We start from the raw sequence: 26325 nt of genomic DNA, 5'->3' as shown, positions 1-26325 counted from the left end.
GCCGGTGGCGGAAAGGGAAACGGTAAAGAAATCGGCAAAGGGAAACCAGGATGTAACCATCAACACCCTGTTGCGCTACGCGCGTTGACCCTAGGCTGCGCCCGGAACGGGCCACCGTCTCAGCAGACCCACAGGGGGGGGCGCATGCCGACCGCACATCACCCGTATCGCCGCGTCAGACGACGTACGTACGCACTTCTCGCCTCGGCCGCCGCACTGGCCTCCGCCGCCGCACTGGCCACCGCGCTCCCGGCGGACGCCCACGACGGCAGGGGCGGCCACGGCCACCACCCGAGCCGCTACCAGGACGTCCAGCTCCTGTCCTTCAACGACCTGCACGGCAACCTCGAACCGCCGTCCGGTTCCTCCGGCCGGGTCACCGAACTCCAGCCGGACGGCACGACGAAGACGATCGACGCGGGCGGCGTCGAGTACCTCGCCACGCACCTGCGCGACGCCCGCGCCGGGCACCCGTACTCCATCACCGCGGCCGGCGGCGACATGGTCGGCGCCTCCCCGCTGATCTCCGGGCTGTTCCACGACGAGCCCACCATCGAGGCGCTGAACAACCTGAAGCTCGATGTCACCTCCGTCGGCAACCACGAGTTCGACGAGGGCGCGAAGGAACTCGCCCGGCTCCAGAACGGCGGCTGCCACCCCACGGCGGGCTGCTACACGGACAAGGAGTTCCAGGGCGCCGACTTCCCCTACCTCGCGGCGAACGTCCTCGACGAGAAGACGGGCAAGCCGATCCTGCGCCCGTACTGGGTGTGGAAGAAGAAGGACGTCAAGATCGGCTTCATCGGCGTCACTCTGGAGGGCACGCCGGACATCGTCTCGGCGGACGGCGTCAAGGGCCTGAAGTTCAAGGACGAGGTCGAGACGATCAACAAGTACGCCAAGGTGCTCCAGCGCCAGGGCGTGCAGTCGATCGTCGCCCTCGTCCACGAGGGCGGCTATCCCGCGTCGGGCTCGTACAACTACGACTGCGACTCCCCGGGCGCCGGCGCCGGCGCCGGCATCTCCGGCCCGATCGTCGACATCGCGAAGAACGTGACCCCGGCGGTGGACGCGCTGGTCACCGGGCACACCCACACCGCGTACGTCTGCACGGTCGACGACCCGGCGGGCCGCCCCCGCATGGTCACCTCGGCCGCCTCCTTCGGCCGCCTCTACACGGACACGACGCTGATGTACGACCGGCGCACCGGCGACATCGCGCGTACGGCGGTGCAGTCGGCCAACCACGTGGTCACCCGGGACGTCCCGAAGGCGGCCGACATGACCGCCCTGATCGACAGGTGGAACACCCTCGCCGCGCCGATCGGCAACCGGCCCATCGGCTACATCTCCGCCGACATCGGCAACACCGGCAACGAGTCCCCCATGGGCGACCTGATCGCGGACGCGCAGCTGGCGTACGGCAAGGAGCTCGACCCGGAGACCGACCTCGCGCTGATGAACCCGGGCGGGGTGCGGGCCGGGCTGACGTACGCGGCCAAGGGCAGTGAGGGCGACGGCGTCGTCACCTACGCCGAGGGCTTCACCGTCCAGCCCTTCTCCAACACCGTGAACCTCCAGGACTTCACCGGGGCCCAGCTGATCCAGACGCTCAAGGAACAGGTGAGCGGTGCGAACGCGGCGGCGCCGAAGATCCTTCAGCCGTCCTCCGGGCTGACGTACACGCTGGACCTGACGAAGACCGGCGCCGACCGTGTGGTCACCGACTCGATCCGGCTGAACGGCACGGCGATCGACCCGTCGGCCACCTACCGGGTCGCGACCAACAGCTTCCTCGCGGGCGGCGGCGACGGCTTCACCACGCTGGGGCAGGGCACGAACGACCTGGTCGGCACGGACGACCTGACGGCGCTGGAGAAGTACCTGACGGCGAACTCGTCGGCGGCGAACCCGCTGACGCCGCCGGCCGCCGATCGGATCACGATCGTCCAGTAACCGCACACCGAGGGCCCGGTACGCACTACCCGTGCGTGCCGGGCCTTCGTGTTCCGTAAAACCTGTGTGAGGGGCGGTTCGGTTCCGCGTTGCTCCTGAAAATTCATCTCAGACGCAATTCATCGAGGTCTAAGCGAAATTGGCTTTTCCTGGCCCTCGCGTCCCGTAATGTTTTCCATGTCGAAAGCGAACGCCGACGAAAGGGAAAGCAGATGAGCTTCCACAAGATCGCCCCGGTCAAGAAGACCCGCAAGTGCGCACCGGCCCCGAAGCCGGCCGCCAAGAGGAAGCCCGCCCCGAAGAAGCCCCAGTTCAAGCGCCCGGTGGGCCATAAGTAAGCGCGACTGTAGGCGGCGTATAAGAGCAGGCTGAGTATGGCCTGGGAATTGCAAGGAAACCCCTCTGAAGCGCCGCCCGGTCGCCCACAGCGGCTGACAAAGAATTCACCCACGTAAATCAAAGAAAGGCACAGCATCATGAGCTTCCACAAGATCACCCCCGTCAAGAAGCACCGCAAGCCCGCCCCGGCCCCCAAGAAGCCGGCGCCGAAGAAGCCCGCGCCGAAGCGCCGCCCGGTGGGGCAGCAGGGCTGAGGCACGCCGCGAGGCGGGGTCACCGGTTACAGCGTGGTCGCACCGGTGGCCCCGCCTCGGCCATGTGCCGCGCAGGAACAAGGGCACGTACAAGGGCACGTACAAGGGCCCGTGCAAGGGGCCCGCATGAGGGAGTTGTTGACATGAGGGAAGCCCTCGCGGCCTTCCACCGCTTCTGGCCGCTGACCCGCGGCGACCGCAGGTGGCTGGCGGCGATCGTGGCCTGCGTGGTGGTGTCCGCGCTCGCCGAGACCGCCGCGATTCTGCTCTTCGCCGACCTCACGGACAACGCCCTCAAGGCCGGCTCGCTCTCCGCCTTCTGGGGCCCGGCCGCCGCCTGGCTCGGCGTCGCCGCCCTCGGCGCGTTCGTCGGCTACCTCGGCAACTCGCTGGCCACCTGGACCGCCGAGAGATTCGTACTCCGCCTGCGCGCCGGAGTCTTCCGGCACGTCCAGGGCCTGCCACCGCACTTCTTCCAGAAGCACCGCCAGGGCGACCTGGTGGAGCGCCTCACCGGTGACGTAGAAGCCATCGAACAGATGGTCGTGTCAGGTGTCGTCGGCACGATCTCCGCCGCCTTCTCCGCGGTCTTCTACGCCTGCGCCGCCTGCTGGCTGCGCTGGGACCTGGCCCTCGCCACCTTCGTCCTCGCCCCCCTCTTCCTCCTCGCCGCCCGCCGCTTCTCCGGCCGCATCAAGCAGACCTCCCAGGACGAGCGGACCGCCGACGGCGCGATCACCTCGGTGGTCGAGGAGTCGCTCGGCAACGTCGTCCTCACCCAGGCCTACAACCGCCGCCGGGACGAGGAGAAGCGCCTCGACACCGAGGCCCGCGCCTGGATGCGGGCCAGCCTGCGCGGGGCGCGGCTGAGCGAGATGTACGAGCAGCTCGTCGAGGTCGTCGAGACGCTGTGCGTGCTCGCGGTGATCGGCCTGGGCGTGTGGGAGATCTCGGCCGGCCGCATGACCCTCGGCCAGCTCCTCGCCTTCGCCGCCTTCCTCGGCTACCTCTACCCGCCGATCCGGGGCCTCGGCCAGCTCGGCCTCACGGCCGCCGCGGCCACCGCCGGCGCCGAACGCATCGCCGAGATCCTGGACGCCGAACCGGCCGTCACCGACCCCGCCGAGCCGGTCCCCGCATGGCCGGTGCACGGCTGGGTCAGCTTCCACGGCGTGTCCTTCCGCTACCCGCAGTCCCGCCGCGCGTCCCTGCGCGACGTGACCTTCACGGCCGGACCGGGCGAACTGGTGGTGGTGACGGGCGCGAGCGGCGCCGGCAAGTCCACCCTGTCCAAGCTCCTGACCCGCTTCTACGACCCGTCCACGGGCGCGATCTGCCTGGACGGCGTCCCCCTGACGGACGTACCCCTCGAATTCCTCCGCGAGAACGTCGCCCTCCTCCCCCAGGAGACGCTCGTCCTCAACGGCACCATCCGCGAGAACATCGGCTGCGGCCGCCCCGACGCCACCGACACCGAGATCGAGCAGGCGGCCAGGGACGCGGCGGCGCACGACTTCATCGCCGCGCTGCCCGACGGCTACGACACCGAGATCGCGCCCGGCACGGCCGCCCTCTCCGGCGGCCAGCTCAAGCGCGTCGCCATCGCCCGCGCGATGCTGCGCGCCGCCCCCGTCCTGGTGCTGGACGAGCCGACGGCGGGCCTGGACGCGGTGGCCGCCCGCCAGGTGGTCCAGCCCCTGCGGCGCCTTGTGTCCGGCCGCACGACCATCATGATCACCCACGACCTGAGCCTGGCCCCGGACGCCGACCGCGTCCTGGTCGTGGACCGCGGCCGACTGGTGGAGACGGGCACCCACGCCGAACTGCTCGCACGGGACGGCGCCTACGCGAGGCTGGCGTCCCCGCTGCCGGAGACGATCGCGGAGCCGACGCCGGCGGCGGACGAGACGATGATCCTGAGGTGGTAGCCGGAAGCAGGTGCCGAGCAGCGGCGACGATGCCGCGCAGCATCTCGACCTCGGCGTGCTCCTGTACCCGCCGATCAATCTCCGCTACCGATTTGTCAGCCAGGGCCCCGCGAAGTTCAACGAGGCCCTCGCCCAGGCGGTGCAGTTCCACAAGGCGTACTGGACGGCCGATTCCGAACGTGAGGAGTCGGGTGACGGCGACATTGCCCTGGCTCCCCTCGCACTTGCCTGTCTGGGCTACGACGCCGGCCGTCCCATCGAGGTCGAGTCGGAGTACTTGCCCGAGCATCTACTGAAGCGTTCGTGGATCGGCGAGTTCGATACATGACCCGTGCTCTTCGGGGCGCGGCGGCAGCGGTGGTCGCTCGATGAGCGGATGGGGAGGTCGCATCGGGTCATCGGGAAGAGTCCGTAGGGAACCTCGGCGTCGCCCCTGGGGCCGTCCTCTCGAAGTCCTGACGGTGACACGCTAGGCCAACGCTGCTGTCCCGTCTCACGGGCTGTGTTAGTGAGTCAGGCGCAGTCCGGATCACGCCACATGACCCCCAACTGCGTTGCGTCTGCAACCCCTTGTGCGAGAGTATGTTCGAGGTCATGCGACGGAAGTGACGTACGGGGGTACGCGGATGAAGTTCGACATGGGCTCGACGACCCTGTCGGATCTGGGGAAGAGCACCATCGGCTCGGTCGACGACCTGGGCACGCTCATCAAGTTGCTGATCCAGGCGGCGGAGCCGTTGGAGGGGAAGTTCAACGGGGCCGGTAAGGCCGCGTTCGACTCGTTCAAGGCGCATGCCGACGAGATCACCAGCGATCTGAACGGCTCGCTCAACGCGATCCTGGGCGGTCAGTCCGGGATGGACACGGCGTTCGGCGGCGGTGACGTGGAGCTTCAGGACAACGCCAACCAGAACATGGGCGCCGCGAACTTCGACGCGGCCCGGTTCGGTGCGCGATAGGCGCAGTCGTGACCGCTGAAGTCGCCGACTCCGCAACCGTTTTCTGTTTTCAGGGGGAAACCGATCATGGGTCAGAACCAGGACCGCCGTTCGTACGACACCGGTGCCTCGTCCGAGGTGCAGACCAGCCTCCAGGGCGTCATCGGCCAGTTGGAGAGCGTGCTGACCGACCGTGAGCGTGCGGTCCAGGCCGCGATGGCCGACTTCACCGCGGACGGCGTCGCCGACGAGTACCACGGCAAGGAGGTCCGCTGGCACCGCGCCGCGAGCGAGGTGCGGGAGATCATCCGGCTGGTGCGCTCGACGCTGGAGCAGAACGACGGCACCGCACAGTCGACGCTCGCCAAGGCGAAGGCGGCCGTCGACAACATCGGCTGAGCAGCGGTACGTACGGGGATCTGACGGGGGCAGGGCAGTATGACGAGCTGGGACATCTCGTCGTCCGGCGTCGAGTTCGTGACCTCGCTGGTGCAGGACGCGATGGACGACATGGCGAAGGACGTCAAGGCGTACGGCAAGGACGTGGAGAGCGCGGCCGGCTCGGCCGGCACCATCAGCGGGCCCTACTGCGGAATGGCGCCGACCGGGCCCGTCGGGGCGGCGCTGTCGGTCTTCGTGGAGAAGACCTTGGGGGACGTGATGTTCCTCGGCGCACGCGCGGCGAAGTCGGTGAACGGCGCGCGCGAGGCCACGGCGTACTACGTCGTCGGAGACACGGAGATGGCCGCCAGGACGCAGCACAAGGCCCTGGCGGCGCCGAAGATCGACCTGCCGGGGCAGGGCGGCGGCAAGGGCGAGGAGGGCGGGAAGAAGTGATCAGCCCGTCCGGAATACCGCAGTTCACGGGCGACTTCGACCAGCTGGACAAGGACGTCTCGGCACTGCGCGGCGACGCCATCGGCATCCGCAACAGCGGCATGGACGTGCACTCCCGCTTCCAGATGCTGGAGGCCTACTACACCGCACCGGAGGCGGACGAACTGTTCGCCACCACCCAGCCGGTGATGGACCGGTCCGATACCTTCGCCACGAAGCTGGAGACGGTGGCCGACGCGCTGGACACGTACTCCGTCGAGGCGCGTCCGCTGGCCAAGAAGCTGGCGCAACTCAAGGCGGACGCCTTCGCGTTCGTCGACAGCGTCGACGGTGACGACGACTGGACCGAGGACGAGGACAAGGTCCACCGGCACCAGGAACTGCTCGACGGGGTCACGTCCGCCCAGGCGGCCTTCCAGGACGCGGAGCGCCGGGCGGCCACCAAGATCTCGGCGATCGTCGGCGGCCCGGAGTTCGTGACGGACGACGGCAGTCACACCGTCAACAAGAAGAAGGTGATGTACGGCTACGACCTCGATACGTTGGGGCAGGCCAAGGAACTGCCCTGGGGCACCCCGGAGGAGCAGAGCTACGAGGCGTGGAGTCTGGACTGGTTCGGGCACGGGGCCAAGAGCTTCGTCTGGGACGGCCTGTACAAGGACAACATCAAGGGCGGCCTCGACGGGCTGTACACGCTGTTCGGCGGTCACGGCTCGAAGGCGGCTGGTGATGCCTGGAGCGGTCTGAAGGACATCGTCGGAGGCATCGGGCTGTACACCATGACTCCGTACGACAAGCTCATGGACTGGACGTTCGGCCCGGTGAAGGACAGCCCCAGCGAGGTCCGGCAGAAGAAGGCCGCCAAGGAGTTCGCCAAGTCGCTGGTCGCCTGGGACATGTGGAGCGAGAACCCTGCCCGGGCCTCGGCGACGGTCCTCTTCAACGGTCTGACTCTCGGGGCCGGCCCGCTGGGCGCCGCGTCCAAGGCCAGCGAGGCCGGCGCCGTCGCCAAGACCGCCGGGATCGCCGCCAAGGTCGGCGACTTCATCGACCCGGTCGCGGTCGGCCTCCGGGCAACCGGCAAGGCCGTCGGCAAGCTGCCCAAGCTGTCCGATCTCACCTCGAAGATCTTCACCGGCGCGGGTACGTCGGCGGACGCGGGGCGCGTGCACAGCGTGATCGAACTCGAGGACGGCTCCAAGGTCGTCATCAAGGACGGTGAGTTCGTCGCGTACGACAAACACGGCGACGTCATCGACACGGCCCCGAAGCAGGAACGATACGGCGCGGCGGAAGCCGGGCCGCAACACACGCCGACGCGCGAACGAGAGCTGTCCCGGGTTGGAGGCGGATCGACTTCGCCAGAAGCATCGGCCTATGGGGGCGGCGGCTCCGGCAATGAGGGAGGGCGCACAGGCAGTGCCCGAGAACACACCTCTGAGGCATCGCTGTCGGGCCACGGTGGATCGAGGCATGGCTCTGGAGCAGGCATCGCGGATGAGACGTCGCGCGGCAGCGGGCGGGCTGAAACGTCACATCACGACGGTGGTCCGGACGGCGCGGACCGTGCGCCGGGCAGTGGGCGGCACGTCGGTGATACGGCCGAGTCGGAACACCATGCGGGTGACCGACTTGGCAATAACAGCGAACGTGAACTGACGGCCGAGGAGCGGAAACGTCTCCAGGACGAACTTGTCAGGAAAGCCAATGACCCGGAATGGCGCAAGAGGTACTACGACAGTCGTGGTCACCGCTTGAGCGTAGAAACAAAGGTGAACGGCGTTGAGCTTCCCATCATCAAGGAGCTCCCGAACGGCAAGTGGGTCGCGAGTCACGACATGCCAAGCGGTCCGTCGGAGGTCAAGTTCGGATCGAAGCCGTTGGGAAGGGATACGGTCCCGGACGGCAACATCCGAGATCTCGACAGGGCGGCAGCTGATCGACAGGTGGCGCTGGATCGCACTCATGCGGAAAACGCGTTCAAGGCGAACCCGGGCCCTGATACGCAAAAGGCGCTCGAAAAGGCGTTGAAAGCGTATTCGGATCAACTCGGAAGCAAGCCGAACAACAGTAAGATCGCCGAGGAGCTCGGTGAAAAATCTGCTGCACTTCATGTCGTACCGCGCGAGTTTCCATCAGCCCGAGAAATCGATCTCCCGAAGACTCCTACCGGTGCTGACATGTTCGACCAGGTCTACGAACTTGATGACGACAAGTTCCTCATTGTCGAGGCAAAGGCTCCGAAGGGGGATCTGGACTGGCGCCACGGGGTGCCTGATCCGGAGGACCCGGCGAACCCGCACGTCGGCGATGACGGCGGGGCCCAAGGTATGAGGGTCAAGCAAGGCACTAAGCTGTACGTCCGATCGATCCTTGGCCTCATGACGCGGCGCGGTGGGGAGGACGCTGAGATAGCGGCCAAACTTCGTCGCGCGCTGAAGAGTGGAAAGCTGGAGTACGTCTTGGTCAAGGCGCAAAAGCCAGACGGTTCCTCCTACGCTGGCGCCGTGTTCGAACATTTCAAGATCTAGTCGGAGGAGAGCAAGTGGTCACCAGCATTCCGCGCCATGACTTCCGTACGGACAACGCTGCGGAAGCCTTGGCGCCGATCGTCAAGAGCGCTGAGGAGGTGCTGGACGAGCTGGAGACGTCGGAGTTCGACCGCTTCGATGCCCTGGACTACACGCTGACCGTGGCGAAGTGGCGCTGCCTGACGGACCCCACGGCGGAGACATTCGCCACGTGGGAGGCGTGGGTAGTGGCCATGCAGGTGGGCTGCGCCCTTTTCGATGCGGGCATGGCGACCGAAGGACCGGTTCCTTGCCGCATCGGGGCGGACGGGGAAGTCAAGGACCTTCCTGCGACTGGGCCCCAGGAGTACCTTCACGCGGGAAACTGGCTGACGGCTTACTACCTGGCCGCAATTTGCCGGGAGAACGAGCGTCTCAACCGTCTGGCACAGGTGCCCGTCTCGTTCCTTCGCGCGTCCGGGGTGGAGTTCGACGAGTACGTGTACGCCTGGGTGGAGACTCTTCAGCACGCCTGGTTCCGACGGCCCGAGATGTGGGACACGCTTGTCACCGCGGTGAACGGTACCAATCCCGACACCGCGCGGATCGCTAGCAGGGAACTGATGCTGAAGATCCTGTATCCACCCCTGGAACTGTTCCACCGCTACCAGCGTCAGGACGCTGCGCAGTTCAACACTGCACTGGTCAACGTCCTCACCTGGCACAAGGAGTACTGGACTGCGAACGAGACGCGTGCCCTGAACGGTGAGGGGCTGGTTGCCCTCGCGCCTCTGGCCATCGCCTGTATGGCCTACGACGCCGACATCCCGCTCGAGGTCGAGTCCGACTACCTCCCCAGGCACCTCCTCCAGCGCGACTGGCTCGGCGAGTTCCCTACCTGACTGACGCATCCATGGACAGGTGACCCCACACCGTGACCGCCCACGACTACGACAACCAGCTCCTCGAATCGGTCTCCGTCCGCCGACGGCGTCTCCGGGACGCCGTGCTCTTCGGGGCGCAGCGGCAGCGGCGGTCGCTCGATGAGCGGGTGGGGAAGGTGTTCGCCGGGGTGGTGATCGCGGCGGTGGTGTGTGCCGGGTGTGTGGGGTGGTCGTTCGTGTCGCATCGGGTCATCGGGAAGAACCCGTACGGCGGGGGCACGACGGTGCCCTCCGGCCCGGCCTCCCCGACCGCTTCTGTCCCATCTGCCCCTTCTTCTCGATGATAGGTTCGAACGCGTGATATCCACGGGGTCCTTGAGTCGTTCGGCGGCCGGCACTCGGACCGCGCTCAGCCGGGTCACCCTGGTCGGTGAGCGACGTCGGGTCGACCTCGTACTGCCTTCGCGGGAGCCCGTCGGGGTGTTGCTGCCGGAGGTCATGCGGCTGCTGGACGACCGGGTCGGGGGCCGGCCCGAGCTGCGGTATCTGGTGAACCCGGACGGGTCCGTGCTCGCGCACGACAGCACCCTGGAGTCGGCCGGTGTGGCCGACGGGACCGTGCTGCGGCTCGTGCGCGCGGAGGACGCTCCCTCCGCTCCCGTGGTCCATGACGTCACGGACGAAGTCGCCGGTGATCTCGATGTGCGGGCGTGGCGGTGGCGGCCTGCCATGCGGCGGGTCGTCGCCGGAAGCGCGACCGTCCTGTGGGCTCTGGCCGCCGGCGTCTTGGCCGTCAGCCGATTCGACCCGGCCGCGGCCGGTGCGGGCCTTCTTGTCACAGCGCTGGGGGCGGCTCTCGCCGGTCTCCTCTGCGGTCGCGCACAGCGGCACGCCCTCGCCGCGACCTTGCTCGCCACCGGCGCCGTCCTGGCCGTCCTGGGCATGTGGAGCTGTGCTGATGCCTACGGCTGGATCGGCGCCGCGCGGCTGGCCGGTGTCGCGGGAGCCGTGGCGTTCGCGTTGCTGCTCGCCGGGTGGTTCACGCCGTTGAAGCGGGCCGCGTCGATCGGCGCCGCGGCTGTCGCGGGCTGCCTCGCGGTGTGGGAAGCGGCCATCGCGTTCCAGGGCGGGGCGGCAACCGCGGCCCAGCAGGCCAGGATCGGCGCGCTGCTCGCCGTCGTGTCCGTCGTCGCCCTCGGTGTGCTGCCCCGGCTCGCGCTGATGGCCTCGGGGCTGACCGGGCTGGACGACCGGCGTTCGGGCGGAGCGTCGGTGAGCCGTTACCAGGTGGCCACCGCGCTCGCGGCCACACATCGCGGTCTGGTCCTGGCGACCGTCGTCCTCGCCGGGTCCACGGGCGCGGCCGGTGTGTTCCTGCTGCGCACGGCGTCGGCGTGGACTGTGCCGCTGGGAGTCGTGGTGGCGGTGGTGCTCGCGCTGCGGGCCCGTGCCTTTCCGCTCACCGCCGAGGTCGTGGTGCTGTTCGTCGCCGCCGCCGTCGTGGCCGTGCGGCTCGTGGAGGTGTGGGGGGAGCATGCCTCGCCGGCCGGGCCCGTCGCCGCGCTCGCCCTTCTGGCCGTCGTACCTCTCGTCGTGCTGGCCGTGGAACCGGCCGAGCACGTGCGGGTGCGGCTGCGTCGTGCCGGGGACGCTCTGGAGTCGGCGGCCGTGATCGCCCTGTTCCCGCTGGTGATCGGCGTGTTCGGGGTGTACGGGCGGCTGCTCGGCACCTTCGCGTAAGGAGTGGGGCGTATGACCGGGGGAGGGGACTGGCAGCAGGACGTGCTGCGGGATCTGGCCGACGCCACCCCGGACCCGGTTGCTCCTGCCGTGCCCGAGCCCGAGCCCGTGGCTCAGCCCGCTCCCCAGCCGTCCCCGCCCTCGTCCCCGGTCCCCCGCGAGGCACGTGATCCCCGCGTCCCGGCCCCGGCGCCCGAATCCCTCCCGACGGTCGACCCACGACTCGCCCTCGCGCTCGGCCGCCCCCAGCACGGTGACTCCGTCACGCGTCGGGCCGGCACGTCACTGCGCCGGCTCACCGCATCCGCCACCCAGGAAGTGGCCGAACAATCCCGCCTCGCGAAGCAGATGCAGCAACCCGTCACCACCGGACGGGTCATCGCCGTCACCTCCATTCGCGGCGGCGTCGGCAAGTCCACGGTCGCCGCGCTGCTCGGCCGGACCTTCAACCACTACCGTCACGACCCGGTGCTCACCCTGGAGGCGGACGCCGCCCTCGGCACGCTCCCGGTGCGGATGGGCGCGGACAGCGTGCGCTGGTCGTGCGGTGACCTTGCCCGCATCCTCACACCCGCCATGCAACTGACCGACGTCACCGGCTATCTCGTGCCGGTGACGGACGGCGGCTGGTTGCTGCCCGCGAGCCAGGGGAGGGTCGGCGCTCCTTTGGACGTGCGCACCTACCGGACGGTGACGCTGGCGCTGCGGCGCTACTTCGCGGTGACCGTGGTGGACTGCGAGACGCTGCCCGGCGATGTGGCGCGTACGGCGATGGACACCGCGCACGCGCGAGTCGTCGTCGCTCCGATGACCGCCGAGGGCATCCACGGCACCCGGCAGGTCCTGGACTGGCTCGGCCAGTTGCCGCACTCCGCCCTGGCCGCCACCGTGGTCGCGCTCAGCGCGAACACCCCCGACGCCACCCTCGACCCGAAGACCGCCGTCGCGCACCTCCGCGAGACCGGCGTGCCCGTCGTCGCGCTTCCCTACGACCGTCATCTCGCCCAAGGGGGACCCATCCACACCGCCATGCTGGGCCGGAACACCCGGGACGCGGCCGTCCGTCTGGCGGCCGAGGCGATACACCGGGCGGTGAGGGTGCGATGACCCAGCAGATGGTCCACCGGCCGGCCCGGAGCACCCGTCCCCTCGAGGCCGGGCCGCCCCGGACGGTCGAGGCACCCCCGAACCTCCCGGAAGGGAAGGTCGGAAACGCGGCGACCGCCCTGCTGCCCATGGCCGGTGTCGTCAGCTCCGTCGTGATGATGACCATCATCCGCAACAGCCAGTTCGCCGCGCTCGGTGCGATCGTGCTGGTCGTGGCGCTGCTCGGCGGGGTGGCGCTGTTCCTGTCGCAGCGCGGCAAGGCCCAGCGAACCCGGCGCGTGCAGCGCGAGCGGTACCTGGAGTATCTGGAGGAGCTGCGCGAGGAGCTGGGTGCGGCCGAGCGGGACCGACGGCACGCGGCGCGCGAGCTGGACCCGCCGCCCGAGGCCCTGTACGACCTCGTCAGGGACCCGGCGCGGCTGTGGGAGCGGCGCCGTCAGGACGCCGACTTCCTGCGACCGCGGCTGGGCACCGGCGAGGTGCCCGTGCAGGAGCTGTCCATCGCGCAGAACAGTGTCGGTGGTGTTCTCACCCCGCCCGATCCGTTCATGCTCAACGAGGCCCGCGCCCTTCAGGGCCGTTTCGGCACCGCCACGGATCTCCCGCTCACCGTCCCCCTGGACCGGGCCGGGAACGTCAGCGTCGTCGGAGACCGGGAGGGAGTCCTCCGCGTCGCCCGGGCCCTGCTGTTGCAGACCGTCGTCACACATGCGCCGGACGACGTCGCCGTCTCTCTCGGCACGCCCGACGAGGAGGAGTGGGCGTGGGCCAAGTGGCTGCCCCACGTTCTCGACCCGCAGACGTTCGACGGCCCGGTGGCCGCTCGCCGGATCGCGCCCGATCTGACGGAACTGGCGCGGCTGTGCGCGCCCGACCTGCGGCAGCGTGCGGCGTACGCGGCCGAGGTGCGCCGTGGACTGTCCGGCAGTCAGGCCCTTGGGCTCGCGAGCCGGCTGCTCGTGGTCAGCGACTCGTACGGTGGTGTCGCGGCCGAACTGCCCCGGCCGGACATGGCCGTGGATCTGGCGGACATGGGTGTGACCGTGCTGCACCTGCTCGAACAGCGGGTGCAGGAGCCGGACGAGGTGAGTGTGCGCATCACCGTCGACGGCGACCGGGTCGTCGTCGACGATCTGCGCGGAACTCTCGCGCACGGCACCGTCGACGGAGTGACCAGGGCCGGCGCCGAGGGCATCGCCCGGATGCTCGCCCCGCTGCGGCTGTCCGCGGAGTCCGCGGCCGAGGGCACCCCGGTGTCCGGTCCTGTCGACTTCCCCGCCCTGCTGGGTATCGACGACCCGGCCGACCTCGACCTGCACCGCCTGTGGGCGCCCCGGGGCGACCGGGACTTCCTGCGCGTCCCGATCGGCCTCACGGATCGCCACGAGCCGGTGCTGCTGGACCTCAAGGAGTCCTCGCAACTCGGCATGGGCCCGCACGGGCTGTGCGTGGGCGCCACCGGCTCCGGCAAGAGCGAGCTGCTGCGGACCCTCGTCCTCGCGCTCGCCACCACCCACTCCCCGGAGGACCTGGCCTTGGTCCTGGTCGACTACAAGGGCGGTGCCACCTTCGCGCCGTTCGCCGAACTCCCGCATGTCGCGGGTGTGATCACCAACCTGGAGAACCAGGCCGGGCTCGTCGAACGCGTCCACGCGAGCCTGGCCGGCGAGGTCAAGCGGCGGCAGCAGGTGCTCAAGGACGCCGGGAACGTCGCCGACATCGGCCACTACGCCGTCCTGCGTGCCACCGAGCGCCCGGATCTGGAACCGCTGCCGCACCTCTTCGTCGTCATCGACGAGTTCGGCGAACTGATCACCGCCAAACCGGACTTCATCGACCTGTTCCTGTCCATCGGCCGCATCGGCCGCTCCATCGGCGTGCACCTGCTGCTGTCCAGCCAGCGCATCGAGGGCGGCAAGCTCAAGGGGCTGGACACCTATCTGTCGTACCGGCTGGGCCTGCGTACCTTCTCCGCGGACGAGTCCCGTACCGTCCTGGACACCACGGACGCCTTCCATCTCCCGCCGCTGCCGGGGTTCGGCTACCTGAAGGTCGACACCTCCACCTACGAGCGGTTCAAGGCGGGTTACGTCTTCGGCGCCTACCGCGGACCCGTTCTGAGCAAGGACCGTGACGACGAGCCGCCGCTCAGGCCCTACCCGGTCTACAACCTCCCGCAGAACGCCTCCGACGACCCGGCGGAAGCCCCCGCCGCGACCCTGCGCGAGACCGGCCCGACCGTCCTGTCCGTCATGGTCGGCCGGCTCGCCACCGCCGCGCCCCCGGTCCGCCGCATCTGGCTTCCCCCGCTGCCCGAGACCATCACCCTGGACCAGGCCGCCGGCCCCGTTCAGGCCGGTACGGACGGTCTCCGCCTCACCCATCGCGACGGTCCCCTGCGGGTGCCGCTCGGCGTCCTCGACGACCCGGCCCGGCAGTGGCAGGAACCCTGGCTGCTGGACCTCACCACCGCCGGCGGGCACGCCGCGGTCATCGGCGGACCGCAGTCCGGCAAGACGACGCTCCTGCGCACGCTCGCCCTGTCGCTCGCCCTCACCCACACGCCGTACGACGTCGCCGTGTACGGCCTCGACCTGGCCGGTGGCGGCCTGTCCACGCTCGCCCGGCTACCTCACGTCGGCGGCATCGCGGGCCGTGCCGACCACGAGCGTGCCGCCCGCACGGTCGCCGAGGTACGTGCCACGCTCGCCCGGCGCGAGGAACTCTTCCGCGAGCACGGCATCGACTCCGTCGACCAGCTGCGCCGGCTCAGAGCCAAGGCGAAACTGCCCGAACTGGGCGCCACCGACGTCGTGCTGCTCATCGACGGCTTCGGCGCCCTGCGCGACGAGTTCGCCGACCTCGAGGAGGCGGTGACGGACCTGCTCAAGCGCGGTGGCGGATACGGCATCCACGTCGTGGCCGGCATGCTGCGCTGGAACGACGTCCGCATCGCCACCCAGTCGATGTTCGGCATCCGGATCGAATCGCGCCTGAACGACCCGGCCGACTCCTCCATCGACCGCAAGCTCTCCGAGACCCTCACCGCCGACACCCCCGGCCGGGTGCTGACCGACGGCAAGCTGTTCGCCCAGGTCGCGCTGCCCCGCATCGACAACCGGCCCGCGCCGGACGACCTGGGGCAGGCCCTCGAAAGCGCGGCCCGCACCATCCGTGCCGCATGGCACGGCGAAATCGCCCCACCCGTACGTGTGCTGCCGACCCGGCTGGCCGCGGCCGGGCTGCCCTCCCCGGCGGCCGAACCGCACCGGATCCCCCTGGGCGTCGACCAGGACGCCCTCTCACCGGTCCTGCTCGACCTGTTCGGCACCGACCAGCACCTGCTGATCCTCGGCGACAACCAATGCGGCAAGACCAATCTGCTGCGGCTGATCGCCACCCAGCTCATCGCGCGCCACTCCGACGAGGAACTCGTCTTCGGCGTCTTCGACCCGCGCCGCGGCCTGCGCGGCGTGATCCCCGAGCCCTACCGGGGCGGCTACGCCCACAACCCCAAACTGGCCGCCGCCCTGTCCACCGGCATCGCCGCCGAACTGGACAAGCGCCTGCCGGAGACCGCCGATCCCGACGCGGTCTCGACGGAACCCTCATTCACCGGTCCGCGCATCGTCATCCTCGTCGACGACTACGACATCCTCACCACCGCCGGCCAGCAGCCACTCGCGCCCTTCCTGCCGTACATCTCCTCCGCCCAGGACATCGGCCTGCACTTCGTCATCGCCCGCCGGGCCGCCGGATCCTCACGGGCCCTGTACGAGCCTCTGCTGACCACCCTGCGGGAAACCGGCACCACCGCCCTGGTCATGACCGGCGAACGCACCGAGGGCCAGCTCTTCCCCGGGCTCTACGCCTCCCCGCAGCCACCCGGCCGGGGCACGTTCGTCCGCCGTGGCCGCCCCCATCAGCTCGTCCAGACCGCTGTGACGGCAGAAGAAGCGGAAGAAGCAGAAGACACCCTGTGACCAAGGACGTCATAGCGCTCACCCCGAAGATGCCGGACCTGCGCACCCTGCTGGCGGGCCTCTACGCAGGCGGCCCCGACCTCGGCGTGGACACCACGGCCGACGGCGCGGTCGTACAACTCTGCGCTCCCGACGGCCGCCCCCTCGTCTCCGTGGAGGCACCGATCCTGGTCCAGGTTCTCGGCGAGACCGCCCGGCTGCTGGACCAGGCCGTCTCCGACGAGCCGGTGTGGTGGACCGAGGCCCGCGCCTCCACCGCCGTCGCCGAGGCCGGGCGGCTGGCGGGCTCCTTCGCCGGACGTCTGGCCACCGTGCTCGGCGGCACCGTCTGGCCGCCGGAGGCCGCCACGACCGAGGTCATACCCCTCACCACCGATGTCTCCGCGGTGCCGGTCCCGGCCACCGGAACCCCCGCCGTGGATGTCCTGACCGCCGCGACGGCCGTGGTCATCCAGGACCGACCGCTCGTCGCCATGACGAGCTGGCTCTCCGACGCACTGCGCGCCGCGACGGCCGCCGACCGCGCTCTTCAGATCGTCACCCCGCCGGCCACGCGTCTGACCCTGGCCACCCGCGCGGCCCTTCGCGGCCTCCCCAACCGCTGGGTCGTCCAGGACCCCGAGCACGGCTACTACGACGGCCTGTCCGGCGCCGTGCTCCACTGGAAGAACGGCACCTTCACCCCCGTACGCGACGAACAGGGGGCCGCACATGCCGCCGACGCCTTCACGGCCGTCGCCGACAGCGGTGACCGGCAGCTGATCCTCACCCTGCGCACACGGCATCCCGCCGCCGAGAACCTCGTCCTCGGCGGCGCCCTGGAAACGGCGTTCCGGCACCTGACCGGTGCCCCGCCCGCCGGCTGGAGCACGGCCGAGCCGGTCAACCTCCGCTGGAACCGGCGGGAGCTGACCGACCTGGCCCGCACGCGCGCGCCCCATCCCACCTGGCTGATCGCGGTCGGGCACCCGGACCGGCCCGCGCTCGCGACCGTACGGGTGCTGCGCACACCGGCGGGCGTCGAGGAGGACATCACCCTCACGCTCGGTTACGGCCCGGACGAGACACCGCCCCTGGACGCCCTGGAGGCGCTGGCCGCCGAACTCGACACCGGGCACGGGCTCGTCACCCTGCTCACGGCGCTGCGGTCCGCGCGCCGTGACCTCACCGTGCCCGCGCAGGCCGAGCCCTTGCCCGTGCCGGTCGCGTTCACGCTCGGCCAGGACGAGGTCCGGCGCGTCGGCCGGGACCGCGCCGAACACCCGCACCCGGACGTCACGCCCATGCGCCTCGGATCCGCGCTCCACTACCGCCTGGACGAGAGCGCGGAAGAGACGGGAGAGACCGGAGAGACGGGAGAGATCAGGAAGCCGTAGGCGTCCAGTCCCCCAGCCAGTCCGTGACCTCCTGGTTCGCCGCCTGGGCGTCGGTCAGCTGGGGGCGGTCGCTGCTTGCGGTGCCGGAGCCGGCGCCGGTGTTCTTGTACTCGGCGAAGCGGTCGTCCTTCCAGGAGAAGCCGCTCATGTCGGTCCACGGGGTGGTCTTGATCGCGGCGCTCAGGGTGGTGTTGCGGACCGTGGTCTGCGGGTCGAGGGTCGCGTCGCCGCCGGCGTGCCAGGGGCGGCCGAGGTAGAAGCTGCGGTCGGACACGTCACCGTTCACCGTGGAGTTGGCTATCAGGATGCCCTTGCGGTCGGCGGCGGTCGACGGGGCGGTGACGAAGCCGGCCGAGGTGCCGTTGTAGCGCTTCTTCAGGGTGATGACGGACTTGTCGATCACGGTGGTCGCGCGGCCGAAGACGAAGTCGACGTTGCCGATCACGTAGGAATTGGTCATGTAGACACGGCCGAGCTTCTCCTTGGCCGCGGTGTCCACCAGCAGGGTGTCCTGGTCGCCGCTGACGATCACGCCGTCGAGGAACACCTTGTCGGCGGTGGTGCGCAGGGCGACGGCCTGCTGGCTGATGTCCTGGTGCGCGGCCTCGTCGAAGTCGTTGGAGACGGTCAGGTTACGGGCCTGGAAGTCGTCGGCCTCGACGGCGACGGTGGCGCTGCCCCCGGTGCCGTACGGCCCCGAACCGTCGGGCTTCTGCGTGCCCGCCGCGTTGTTGTAGACGATCACCGTGTCCTTCCGGCTGCCGCCGGTGCCCTGGATGGTGACGTGCGGCTTGTTGGACGGCACCTTGACCAGCTCGCGGTACGTGCCCGGCTTGACGCTGATCACCACGCGGGAGGGGTTGTTGGCGGGGACGGCGTTCACCGCGGCCTGGACGGTCTTGTACTGGCCGGTGCCGTCCTGGGCGACGGTGAGGGTGGTGGCGGTGGCCGACTTGGTGGTCGCGGTGGTCGTGATGGTCGTGGTGGTCGTCGTCGTGCCGATGGAACTGCGCGGTCCCGCGCCGGACTTCAGGAGGGCGGGTACGTCGCCGGCCTTGTCGAGGGTGTAGCCGTAGTACGTCTTCGGGTCCCAGGCCGCGCCCGTGCCGCCGCTCTCGTTCCTGCCGCTCGTGCCCGAGAAGACGTTGCCGTGCTGGACCAGGGTGGCCGTGCTGTCCCGGATCACGGGGTTGTTCATGCCCTGGAAGTAGGAGTTCTCCAGCAGCATGTTCGTCTTGCCGCGCGAGTAGTCGCCGTAGGAGGACTGGATGGTGGTGCCGGCCTCGTCCTCCAGGTAGTTGTTGTAGAGGTGGGCGTGCGCCACGTTGTCCGTGGACGGGTTGCGCTGTTCCGTCTCGCGGATCCAGTTGTGGTGGATCGTGATGTCCGCGGTGACGTTGTCGGTCCAGCCGATGCCGAAGGCCTTGTTGTCCTGGCTGAGCTTGTTCCAGGAGACGGTGAGGTAGGTGGTGTCCTTGCGGCTGTCGATGAGCCCGTCGGCCATGTGGCGGATGTCGTTGTGGTCGATCCAGACGTGGTGGGCGCCGTCCATCTGGATGCCGTCGTAGTCGTGCTCCTTGTCGTTCCAGGTGCCCTGGTACGTGTCCCGGATCGTGAGGTTCCGGATGATCACGTTGTGGACACCCTGGCCGAGGAAGAAGCCGCCGCCGACGATCTGGCCGGAGGTGCCGGAGCCGACGATGGTCTTGTTCGACTGGACCTTGATCTCTTTCCCGACCGGGTCCATGTCGATGGTGGCCGCGACGACGATGACGTACGGCTCGGTGGCGGTCGCGTACTTCTCGAGGTCCGCGAGCGTCCTGACCGTGACGGTCTTGCCGTCCCGGCCGCCGTACGTGCCGTTCTGGCCCAGCGCGTTGACGGAGGCGAACCCGTCGGCGGTCGCGGTGGCCCACGCGGGGGTGGCGGTCGCGGCCGAGGCCTTCTGCTGGGTGCCGGTGCAGAGGACTCCGTAGGCGAGAGCGGTGGCGGTGGTCAGGGCGAGGGGGATGCCGACGGTGAGGGCGGTGCGGCGTCTGCGGTGCCGGGGCTTTGAGTGGGGGGTGGCCATGGGGCGGCTCCTGTTCGGGTCGTTCCCGGTTGGGGGTGACCTGGAGTTGCCACGGGGCAGGGGAAGGTTGCCCCCTTTCGGATGACTGGTGGGCCGATCCAGACGCGGGGGGCTGCGACGCGGCCATGGTCGGACCATGGCAGGGCACACCACCATCCGGGTGTCCCGGCACGCCCGCGACCATCTCGCCCAGGTCGCCAAGGAGCGCGGGATGAGTTTGAGGCAGCTTGTGGAGCAGTTGGCTGCGGAACAGCCGACGAGGGAGCAGATCGCGCAGCGGGTGCCGGCCGCACGCAAGGTGTTGCATGAGCGGATGGGCTGCCCGCTCAGCGATGAGGAGTGGGCCAGCTGTCCGGACGTGGTTGTTGTCTCGTGATCAGCCGCGTTCGAAGCAGTGCGAGTAGTCGATGACGGAGAAGCCACGCCGCTCGTACCAGTGGCGCGGCCAGTCCGTCGCGTCGGCGGTCAGGAACCGGGTAGCGCAGCCCGCATCGGCAGCCAGGCGGAGGGCAGTGGCCAGGACCGCATCGGCATATCCGCGCTTGAGGTGGGACTCCGAGGTGATCAGGTCCTCGATCTGGGCTGTGCCGGTTGCCGGGTCCACGTAGAGGTCGGCCCATGAGGCGACTTCGCCTTCCTCCGTGCGGGCACCGATGAAGCGAACGACGTCGGCCCCGCGTCGGCGAGCCTCGCGTCGGTCGACAAGGTGGCGTACGACCTCGTCGTCGACGTCCGGGAGAAGGCCACGCCATCGCCGGGTGAGTGGAGTACGTATCGCGTCGAGGTCCACCTCGTCCGCGGGGCTGCCGGCCGGAACCGGGCCCGCGTGCAGCATGACCAGGTAGGTGGAGTGGGTGTATCCGGCGCGGATCAGCGGCTCTGCGCACGCCAGTCCGACTTCATGGTCAAGCACGGAGATCATCCGGTGTGGCAGATGACCCAGTGCTTGCTCCGCGATGGCGGGCAGCGCCTCGGAATCGACGGGCGTATCGATGATGACCTGGTTGTTCGCGCGGGAGTGGGCGAAGGCGTCGTCGTATACGGCGAACCCGCCCGGGAGGCCGACGGTGTGCGCGGCCTGGCGGCGAGCGAAGGCGGACAGGAAGGCGTTGATCCGCTGAAGTTCTGAGCTCGGCATGGAGGGAGCCTACGAAGCCGTGACCGTAGCCGCCTTCGAATTGCCCCGCAGACAGTCCCTACATGACTATGACGACCACGGCACCGTCACCCTCCTCACTGACCCTCAGCCCGACAAGGCCGACTGGGGCGAGTCCCACCGGGTGCCCTATGGCACCGAGGTCGTCATCCCCAAAGGCCCCGCCAAAGGCTTCGTGAGCGGGGAAGCGATCACCGGGCCGAAGCGCGGCTGAGGGGCGGCCGGGCCGAGGGCCTCATGCCGGATCCGGCGGAGCCGTAGGCGCCCCCGGTAGCCGTACCGTCGCCACCGTGCCGCCCCCGTCCGCGCGGGAGAGGGAGACCTCGCCGCCCGCCTCCTGGACCGTGCGGGCCACGATGGACAGGCCGAGACCGGAGCCGGGGAGGGCGCGGGCCGAGGGGGAGCGCCAGAAGCGGTCGAAGACGTGGGGGAGTTCGTCGGCGGGGATGCCGGGGCCGTGGTCGCGGACCGTGAGGACGCCTTCGGCGAGCTGTACGTCGATCGTGCCGCGCTCGGGGCTGAACTTCACCGCGTTGTCCAGGATGTTGACCACCGCCCGCTCCAGCGCGGCCGGCTCCGCCCGGGTGTACCAGGGCCCCAGGGAGGCCGTGATGGTCAGCTCCGGGCCGCGCAGGCGGGCGCGGTTCAGGGCCGCTTCCACGGTGTCCTCGAGGGAGACCACCTGGACGCGTTCGCCGCGCTGGCCCTCCGAGCGGGACAGTTCCTGGAGGTCGCCGATGAGTGAGGCCAGCTCCGTCATCTGGGCCTTCACCGAGGCCAGGAGCGCCTTGCGGTCCGCCGGGGGGATGGGGCGGCCCGTCTCCTCGCTGCGGGTGAGGAGTTCGATGTTCGTGCGCAACGACGTCAGAGGCGTGCGGAGTTCGTGGCCCGCGTCGGCGATGAGCTGCTGTTGCAGCTCGCGGGAGCTGGCCAGGGACGAGGTCATGGAGTTGAAGGAGCGGGAGAGGCGGGCCACCTCGTCCTCGCTGTCCTCCTCGACCGGGATGCGGATGCTCAGGTCCTCCGTGCGGGCCACGTGTTCGACGGCTTCGGTGAGCTTGTCGACGGGGCGGAGGCCGGCGCGGGCGACGGCGAGGCCGGCGGCTCCGGCGCCGATTACTCCGATGCCGGAGACGAGGAGGAGGATCAGGGCCAGGTCGTTGAGGGTGCTCTGGGTGCCCTTCAGAGGTGCCGCGACGAGGAGTCCGACGTTGGGGCCGGCCTCACCGGTCCGGGGGTTGTGGGGCGTACCCATCGGCTTGACGACGACGCGCACCGCGTTGCCCTCGGTGTCGGTGCCGTTGCGGAAGTACAGCTCGTCGGTGTGCGCGTTCTTGATCTCGTTTTTGTCGTCCTGGGTGACCTTGACCTTGCCGGTGGCGTTCGAGGAGAGGCAGATGCTTCCGTCCTCCTTGACCGCCTGGGTGTAGGAGCTCCGGAAGCCTCCGTCACCCTGCGGGCTGCCGGCGCAACTCTGGAGAGCCTCGTTGATCATGCCGTAGGGGGCGGGCCCCCTCATGCCCTTCGCCAGGTCGTTGTTGAGCTGGTCGTACAGCTTCCCCTGCACGATGAACCAACAGGTCACCGACACCGCCGCCACCGCGAACGCCACCGCCGCCGCCACCAGCAGGGCCAGCCGGGAGCGGATGGGGAGGGAACGGTAGCGGCGTAGGAGCCTTCTCACTCGGCGCCGCCCTGTCGCAGGACGTAGCCCACGCCGCGCACGGTGTGCACGAGGCGTGGCTCGCCGCCCGCCTCGGTCTTGCGGCGGAGGTACATGACGTAGACGTCCAGGGAGTTCGACGAGGGCTCGAAGTCGAAGCCCCAGACCGCCTTCAGGATCTGCTCACGCGTGAGCACCTGACGGGGATGGGCCATGAACATCTCCAGGAGCGTGAACTCGGTGCGGGTCAGCTCCACCTGGCGGCCGCCGCGGGTGACCTCGCGGGTCGCGAGGTTCATGCGCAGGTCGGCGAAGGTGAGGGCCTCGTCGTCCTCGGCGGGCCCCGCACCGGCTGTCGCCGCGTAGGAGCTGCGGCGCAGCAGCGCGCGGACGCGGGCGAACAGCTCGTCCAGTTCGAAGGGCTTGACCAGGTAGTCGTCGGCTCCGGCGTCGAGTCCGGTGACGCGGTCGCCGACCGTGTCGCGGGCCGTGAGCATGAGGATCGGCGTCGTCTCGCCCGCGCCGCGGATGCGGCGGGCGGCGGTGAGGCCGTCCATGCGGGGCATCTGGATGTCGAGGACCACCAGGTCGGGCTTGTAGGCGGTCGCCTTCTCCAGGGCGTCGGCGCCGTCGACGGCGACCTCGGTGTCGTACCCCTCGAAGGCGAGGCTGCGCTGAAGTGCTTCGCGTAGGGCCGGTTCGTCGTCGACGATCAGGATGCGCTGGGGGTCACGGTCGCCTTCGGCGGGGCTCATCGCTCGCGGTTCCTCGGGGTGCGGTGGGTGGGGACGCTTTCAGCGTCGCATGATTGTGGCTGCGGAGTAGGCACGAGGCCGGTGTCAGCCGGGCATCGTCGTCAGGCGCTTCAGCGGCACCTTGTGGCGGTGCGGGCGGCCGGCGGGGACGCGCAGGCCCATCATCTCGGGAGCCGCGACCTCGGGGGCGCGCGGCGCGGGCACCGGCGCGTGGAGGTCGTATGCCACTTGGAGGGCCAGGGTGATCCCGGCCGGGTCGGTACCGGTGACCGTGTGCGAGACCTGATTGATCATGACGTACTCCCTAGACGTGCGGGCCGAACCTGGGGGGCCGAACCTGCGGGGCCGCTGGTTCAGCTGTCGGAGCCCGACCGCAGCTTGGCCAGGTCGGACTTGACGGTGTTGATCGGGATGGCGAAGCCGAGGCCGATGCTGCCCGCGTCGGAGGACGAGGACGACTGCTGACTCGACGAGTACATCGCGGAGTTGATGCCGATGATGTTGCCGCCGGCGTCGATCAGGGCGCCGCCGGAGTTGCCGGGGTTCAGCGAGGCGTCGGTCTGGATCGCCTTGTAGGTGGTGGTGGAGGAGCCGGTGTCGCCGTTGAACTGCTGGCCGCCGAACTGGAAGGGCCACTGCCCGCCCCCGCCGCTGCCCTGGCTCTGGCCCTGGTTCTCGTCCGTGGAGACGGTCACGTCACGGCTGAGCGCGGAGACGATGCCGCTGGTGACGGTGCCGGTCAGGCCCTCGGGGGAGCCGATCGCCACGACCGTGTCGCCGACCTGGACGCCGGAGGAGTTGCCGAGGGTCGCGGCTTTCAGGCCGGAGGCGTTCTGGAGCTTGACGAGGGCGAGGTCCTTGGAGCTGTCGGTGCCGACGACCTGGGCGGTGTAGGACTTGCCGTCGCTGGTCGTGACCTTGATCGAGGAGGCGCCGGAGACGACGTGGTTGTTGGTGACGATCTCGCCGCCGGAGCTGATGATCACGCCGGAACCGGTGGAGGAGCCGTTGCTGAGGGTCGCGTTGATCTCGACCACGCTCGGGCTGACCGCGGCGGCGATGGCGGCGACGTCGCCCTTCTTGCTGGAGGGCACCACGTTGGTGGTGGTGCTGGAGGTGGCGACGGTGTCCTTGCCGGTCAGCTCCTGGAAGGCGTACGCGGTGCCGCCGCCCACGGCCGCGGCGACGATCGCCACGGCGGCCAGCAGGGCGATCGGGCCCCGGGTGCGCTTCTTCTTCGCCGTCGGGTCGGCATCGGCCGGGACGGTGGAGAGGAGAGCGGTACCGCCGCCGTGACCGCCGTGACCGCCGTGGCCGTCGTCCGCACCGTCCGTGGCGGTCTGCGGGGACGGCCAGGCGGTGGCGACCGGCTCGTTGGTGACCGGCTGCGCGGGCTGGTACGCCGGAGGGGCCGGCCACTGGGGGTCCACGGAGGAGGAGGCGTGCTGCTGCCGGGGGTACTGGTAGGCGTCACCCTGGGGGTTCTCGTACGCGCCGCTGCGGCGGAAGCTCTCGGTCATGGCATAGAGCTTCGCCCGCGACCATGAGAGCTGGCTGAGTGCTCCCTGAGAAGCCCGGCAGAACCTCGTATGCCCGATATAAAGACCGTCCTCGCAGCTCGGGGCGGGTTCTCAGAGGGCGTTCATCGTGACGGGTACAGGCCACTCACAGCCGTGGGGCGCGGGTCACTCACAGCCGTGGGGCGCGGGCCGCTCACAGCTGCGGGACGCAGGCGTCCCGCAGTCGCACGACGCGTCACTCACAGCCGCACGAGCCGCGGACCACCAGCCGCGACGGGAACGTCTTCAGCCGCTCCCGCCGGGAGCCCGCCACCCGCAGTCCGTCGTCGAGGACGAGGTCCACGGCGGCCCGGGCCATCGCGGAGCGGTCCGAGGCGATGGTCGTCAGCGGCGGGTCGGCCAGAGCCGCTTCCTTGATGTCGTCGAAGCCGGCCACCGCCAGCTCGCCGGGCACGTCGATGCGCAGTTCGCGCGCGGCGCGCAGCACGCCGATCGCCTGGTCGTCGGTGGAGCAGAAGACCGCGGGCGGGCGGTGCGGGCCGGAGAGGACCTCGAGGCCCACGCGGTAGGCGTCGTAGCGGTTGTACGGCGCCTCGAAGAGCCGTCCCTCGCTCGGGATGCCGGCCTCGGCCATCGCGCGCCGCCAGCCTTCGACGTGGTCGGAGACCGGGTCGCCGACGGCGGGGGTCTCGGCGGTGCCGCCCATACAGGCCACGTACTCGTAGCCGTGCTCAAGGAGGTGTCGTACGGCGAGCTGGGCGCCGCCCAGGTCGTCGGTGACGACGGCGACGTCGTCGATGGCCTCGGGGCGCTCGTGCAGCAGTACCACCCGGGCGTCCCAGGCCTCGATCTCCGCGGCGGCCAGGTCGTTCAACGCGTGGGAGACGAGGATCAGGCCGGAGACGCGCATGCCCAGGAAGGCGCGCAGGTAGTGGACCTCGCGTTCGCTGACGTAGTCGGTGTTGCCGACGAGGACCATCTTGCCGCGCTCGGAGGCGGCCTGTTCGACCGCGTGCGCCATCTCCCCGAAGAAAGGCTGGCGGGCGTCCGGGATGATCAGGCCTATGAGGTCGGTGCGCCGCGAGGCCATCGCCTGGGCGACCCGGTCGGGCCGGTACCCCAGCTCCTTGATCGCGGCGAGGACACGCTCGCGCGTGGCCGGGGCGACCGGCCGGGGTCCGTTGTTGATGACATAGCTGACCACGGCGGTGGAAGTCCCCGCCAGCCGCGCCACATCGTCCCGAGTCACCTTGGCCACGCGCGGAGTCTACGCGGAGAGACCCGCTCTGGGCAGGGCGTATCGCAGCT

At 69.8% G+C, this 26325-nt stretch carries 23 protein-coding genes; 16 read left to right on the top strand and 7 right to left on the bottom strand.

Annotated elements, in window-relative coordinates:
* Positions 1 to 144 precede the first annotated feature (144 nt).
* The 14 genes from ACWGJM_RS02445 (at position 145) to ACWGJM_RS02380 (ending at position 17852) form a co-directional block, all read left to right on the top strand.
* Positions 145 to 1956, top strand: a complete 1812-nt coding sequence (locus tag ACWGJM_RS02445) for a bifunctional metallophosphatase/5'-nucleotidase (RefSeq protein WP_453409792.1) — start codon at positions 145 to 147, stop codon at positions 1954 to 1956.
* 212 nt (positions 1957 to 2168) lie between these two features.
* Positions 2169 to 2294, top strand: coding sequence for a hypothetical protein (locus tag ACWGJM_RS02440; protein WP_453409791.1), 126 nt, complete (start codon positions 2169 to 2171; stop codon positions 2292 to 2294).
* 398 nt (positions 2295 to 2692) lie between these two features.
* Positions 2693 to 4477, top strand: a complete 1785-nt coding sequence (locus tag ACWGJM_RS02435; protein WP_453409790.1) for an ABC transporter ATP-binding protein — start codon at positions 2693 to 2695, stop codon at positions 4475 to 4477.
* Between the two features lie 10 nt (positions 4478 to 4487).
* A complete protein-coding gene (locus ACWGJM_RS02430) occupies positions 4488 to 4805 on the top strand; it encodes an Imm49 family immunity protein (protein WP_453409789.1) in 318 nt (105 codons plus the stop codon).
* 298 nt (positions 4806 to 5103) lie between these two features.
* The gene (locus tag ACWGJM_RS02425) at positions 5104 to 5436 is read left to right on the top strand and encodes a hypothetical protein (RefSeq protein ID WP_453409788.1); all 333 of its coding nucleotides are present in this window, start codon (positions 5104 to 5106) and stop codon (positions 5434 to 5436) included.
* A 66-nt stretch (positions 5437 to 5502) separates the two neighbouring features.
* Positions 5503 to 5814 carry a pore-forming ESAT-6 family protein gene (locus tag ACWGJM_RS02420; RefSeq protein ID WP_453409787.1) on the top strand — a complete coding sequence of 104 codons (312 nt, stop codon included), beginning with the start codon at positions 5503 to 5505 and terminating at the stop codon, positions 5812 to 5814.
* Between the two features lie 39 nt (positions 5815 to 5853).
* Positions 5854 to 6252 (top strand): DUF6507 family protein, encoded by a 399-nt coding sequence (locus ACWGJM_RS02415; protein ID WP_453409786.1) that lies wholly within the window; start codon positions 5854 to 5856, stop codon positions 6250 to 6252.
* Entirely contained in the window at positions 6249 to 8783 is a 2535-nt protein-coding gene (locus tag ACWGJM_RS02410) for a hypothetical protein (protein ID WP_453409785.1), read from the top strand. Before ACWGJM_RS02415 ends, ACWGJM_RS02410 begins: the two co-directional genes overlap by 4 nt.
* A gap of 14 nt (positions 8784 to 8797) precedes the next feature.
* Positions 8798 to 9664, top strand: coding sequence for an immunity 49 family protein (locus ACWGJM_RS02405; RefSeq protein WP_453409784.1), 867 nt, complete (start codon positions 8798 to 8800; stop codon positions 9662 to 9664).
* 32 nt (positions 9665 to 9696) lie between these two features.
* Positions 9697 to 9990: a hypothetical protein gene (locus ACWGJM_RS02400; RefSeq protein WP_453409783.1), complete on the top strand. Its 294-nt coding sequence runs from the start codon at positions 9697 to 9699 to the stop codon at positions 9988 to 9990.
* 31 nt (positions 9991 to 10021) lie between these two features.
* Entirely contained in the window at positions 10022 to 11386 is a 1365-nt protein-coding gene (eccD, locus tag ACWGJM_RS02395; RefSeq protein ID WP_453409782.1) for a type VII secretion integral membrane protein EccD, read from the top strand.
* A 12-nt stretch (positions 11387 to 11398) separates the two neighbouring features.
* The gene (locus ACWGJM_RS02390) at positions 11399 to 12493 is read left to right on the top strand and encodes a hypothetical protein (RefSeq protein WP_453409781.1); all 1095 of its coding nucleotides are present in this window, start codon (positions 11399 to 11401) and stop codon (positions 12491 to 12493) included.
* Complete coding sequence (eccCa, locus tag ACWGJM_RS02385) at positions 12490 to 16476, top strand: type VII secretion protein EccCa (RefSeq protein WP_453409780.1); 3987 nt, start codon at positions 12490 to 12492, stop codon at positions 16474 to 16476. The genes ACWGJM_RS02390 and eccCa overlap by 4 nt, the downstream gene beginning before the upstream one ends.
* On the top strand, positions 16473 to 17852 hold the full coding sequence (locus ACWGJM_RS02380) for a DUF6177 family protein (RefSeq protein ID WP_453409779.1): 1380 nt from the start codon (positions 16473 to 16475) through the stop codon (positions 17850 to 17852). The genes eccCa and ACWGJM_RS02380 overlap by 4 nt, the downstream gene beginning before the upstream one ends.
* Here the strand turns inward: ACWGJM_RS02380 and ACWGJM_RS02375 are convergent.
* Entirely contained in the window at positions 17839 to 19923 is a 2085-nt protein-coding gene (locus tag ACWGJM_RS02375; protein ID WP_453409778.1) for a pectinesterase family protein, read from the bottom strand. The two genes, ACWGJM_RS02380 and ACWGJM_RS02375, sit on opposite strands and share 14 nt — an antisense overlap.
* 136 nt (positions 19924 to 20059) lie before the next feature.
* Between ACWGJM_RS02375 and ACWGJM_RS02370 the strand changes: the two genes are divergently transcribed.
* Positions 20060 to 20299, top strand: a complete 240-nt coding sequence (locus tag ACWGJM_RS02370; RefSeq protein ID WP_453409777.1) for a hypothetical protein — start codon at positions 20060 to 20062, stop codon at positions 20297 to 20299.
* On the opposite strand, the gene ACWGJM_RS02365 is transcribed toward ACWGJM_RS02370, so the two are convergent.
* Complete coding sequence (locus ACWGJM_RS02365) at positions 20300 to 21061, bottom strand: GNAT family N-acetyltransferase (protein ID WP_453409776.1); 762 nt, start codon at positions 21059 to 21061, stop codon at positions 20300 to 20302. It abuts the gene before it with no gap.
* 19 nt (positions 21062 to 21080) lie between these two features.
* On the opposite strand from ACWGJM_RS02365, the gene ACWGJM_RS02360 reads away from it, so the two are divergent.
* Positions 21081 to 21293, top strand: coding sequence for a hypothetical protein (locus tag ACWGJM_RS02360; RefSeq protein WP_453409775.1), 213 nt, complete (start codon positions 21081 to 21083; stop codon positions 21291 to 21293).
* Positions 21294 to 21314: 21 nt separating this feature from the next.
* Here the strand turns inward: ACWGJM_RS02360 and ACWGJM_RS02355 are convergent, their stop codons facing one another.
* The 5 genes from ACWGJM_RS02355 to ACWGJM_RS02335 all read right to left on the bottom strand — a co-directional run bounded on the left by ACWGJM_RS02355 (position 21315) and on the right by ACWGJM_RS02335 (position 26275).
* Complete coding sequence (locus tag ACWGJM_RS02355) at positions 21315 to 22763, bottom strand: sensor histidine kinase (protein WP_453409774.1); 1449 nt, start codon at positions 22761 to 22763, stop codon at positions 21315 to 21317.
* Positions 22760 to 23497 carry a response regulator transcription factor gene (locus ACWGJM_RS02350; RefSeq protein ID WP_453409773.1) on the bottom strand — a complete coding sequence of 246 codons (738 nt, stop codon included), beginning with the start codon at positions 23495 to 23497 and terminating at the stop codon, positions 22760 to 22762. Before ACWGJM_RS02350 ends, ACWGJM_RS02355 begins: the two co-directional genes overlap by 4 nt.
* 84 nt (positions 23498 to 23581) lie before the next feature.
* Positions 23582 to 23791 carry a hypothetical protein gene (locus ACWGJM_RS02345; RefSeq protein ID WP_453409772.1) on the bottom strand — a complete coding sequence of 70 codons (210 nt, stop codon included), beginning with the start codon at positions 23789 to 23791 and terminating at the stop codon, positions 23582 to 23584.
* A 59-nt stretch (positions 23792 to 23850) separates the two neighbouring features.
* Positions 23851 to 25017, bottom strand: a complete 1167-nt coding sequence (locus ACWGJM_RS02340; RefSeq protein WP_453409771.1) for a S1C family serine protease — start codon at positions 25015 to 25017, stop codon at positions 23851 to 23853.
* A gap of 235 nt (positions 25018 to 25252) precedes the next feature.
* Complete coding sequence (locus ACWGJM_RS02335) at positions 25253 to 26275, bottom strand: LacI family DNA-binding transcriptional regulator (protein ID WP_453409770.1); 1023 nt, start codon at positions 26273 to 26275, stop codon at positions 25253 to 25255.
* Positions 26276 to 26325: the final 50 nt, after the last annotated feature.

The organism is Streptomyces sp. NPDC054834 (assembly GCF_053611185.1).
The sequence above is the reverse complement of the archived record's forward strand: the minus strand, read 5'-3'. Positions and strand labels throughout refer to the sequence as shown.

Excerpts from the sequence above, each read along its gene's own strand:
- ACWGJM_RS02340 (WP_453409771.1), bottom strand. The coding sequence starts at position 25,017 with ATGACCGAGAGCTTCCGCCGCAGCGGCGCGTACGAGAACCCCCAGGGT.
- ACWGJM_RS02425 (WP_453409788.1), top strand. The coding sequence starts at position 5,104 with ATGAAGTTCGACATGGGCTCGACGACCCTGTCGGATCTGGGGAAGAGC.
- ACWGJM_RS02420 (WP_453409787.1), top strand. The coding sequence starts at position 5,503 with ATGGGTCAGAACCAGGACCGCCGTTCGTACGACACCGGTGCCTCGTCC.
- ACWGJM_RS02345 (WP_453409772.1), bottom strand. The coding sequence starts at position 23,791 with ATGATCAATCAGGTCTCGCACACGGTCACCGGTACCGACCCGGCCGGG.
- ACWGJM_RS02445 (WP_453409792.1), top strand. The coding sequence starts at position 145 with ATGCCGACCGCACATCACCCGTATCGCCGCGTCAGACGACGTACGTAC.
- ACWGJM_RS02435 (WP_453409790.1), top strand. The coding sequence starts at position 2,693 with ATGAGGGAAGCCCTCGCGGCCTTCCACCGCTTCTGGCCGCTGACCCGC.
- ACWGJM_RS02390 (WP_453409781.1), top strand. The coding sequence starts at position 11,399 with ATGACCGGGGGAGGGGACTGGCAGCAGGACGTGCTGCGGGATCTGGCC.
- eccCa (WP_453409780.1), top strand. The coding sequence starts at position 12,490 with ATGACCCAGCAGATGGTCCACCGGCCGGCCCGGAGCACCCGTCCCCTC.
- ACWGJM_RS02415 (WP_453409786.1), top strand. The coding sequence starts at position 5,854 with ATGACGAGCTGGGACATCTCGTCGTCCGGCGTCGAGTTCGTGACCTCG.
- ACWGJM_RS02350 (WP_453409773.1), bottom strand. The coding sequence starts at position 23,497 with ATGAGCCCCGCCGAAGGCGACCGTGACCCCCAGCGCATCCTGATCGTC.
- ACWGJM_RS02370 (WP_453409777.1), top strand. The coding sequence starts at position 20,060 with ATGGCAGGGCACACCACCATCCGGGTGTCCCGGCACGCCCGCGACCAT.
- ACWGJM_RS02375 (WP_453409778.1), bottom strand. The coding sequence starts at position 19,923 with ATGGCCACCCCCCACTCAAAGCCCCGGCACCGCAGACGCCGCACCGCC.
- ACWGJM_RS02440 (WP_453409791.1), top strand. The coding sequence starts at position 2,169 with ATGAGCTTCCACAAGATCGCCCCGGTCAAGAAGACCCGCAAGTGCGCA.
- ACWGJM_RS02365 (WP_453409776.1), bottom strand. The coding sequence starts at position 21,061 with ATGCCGAGCTCAGAACTTCAGCGGATCAACGCCTTCCTGTCCGCCTTC.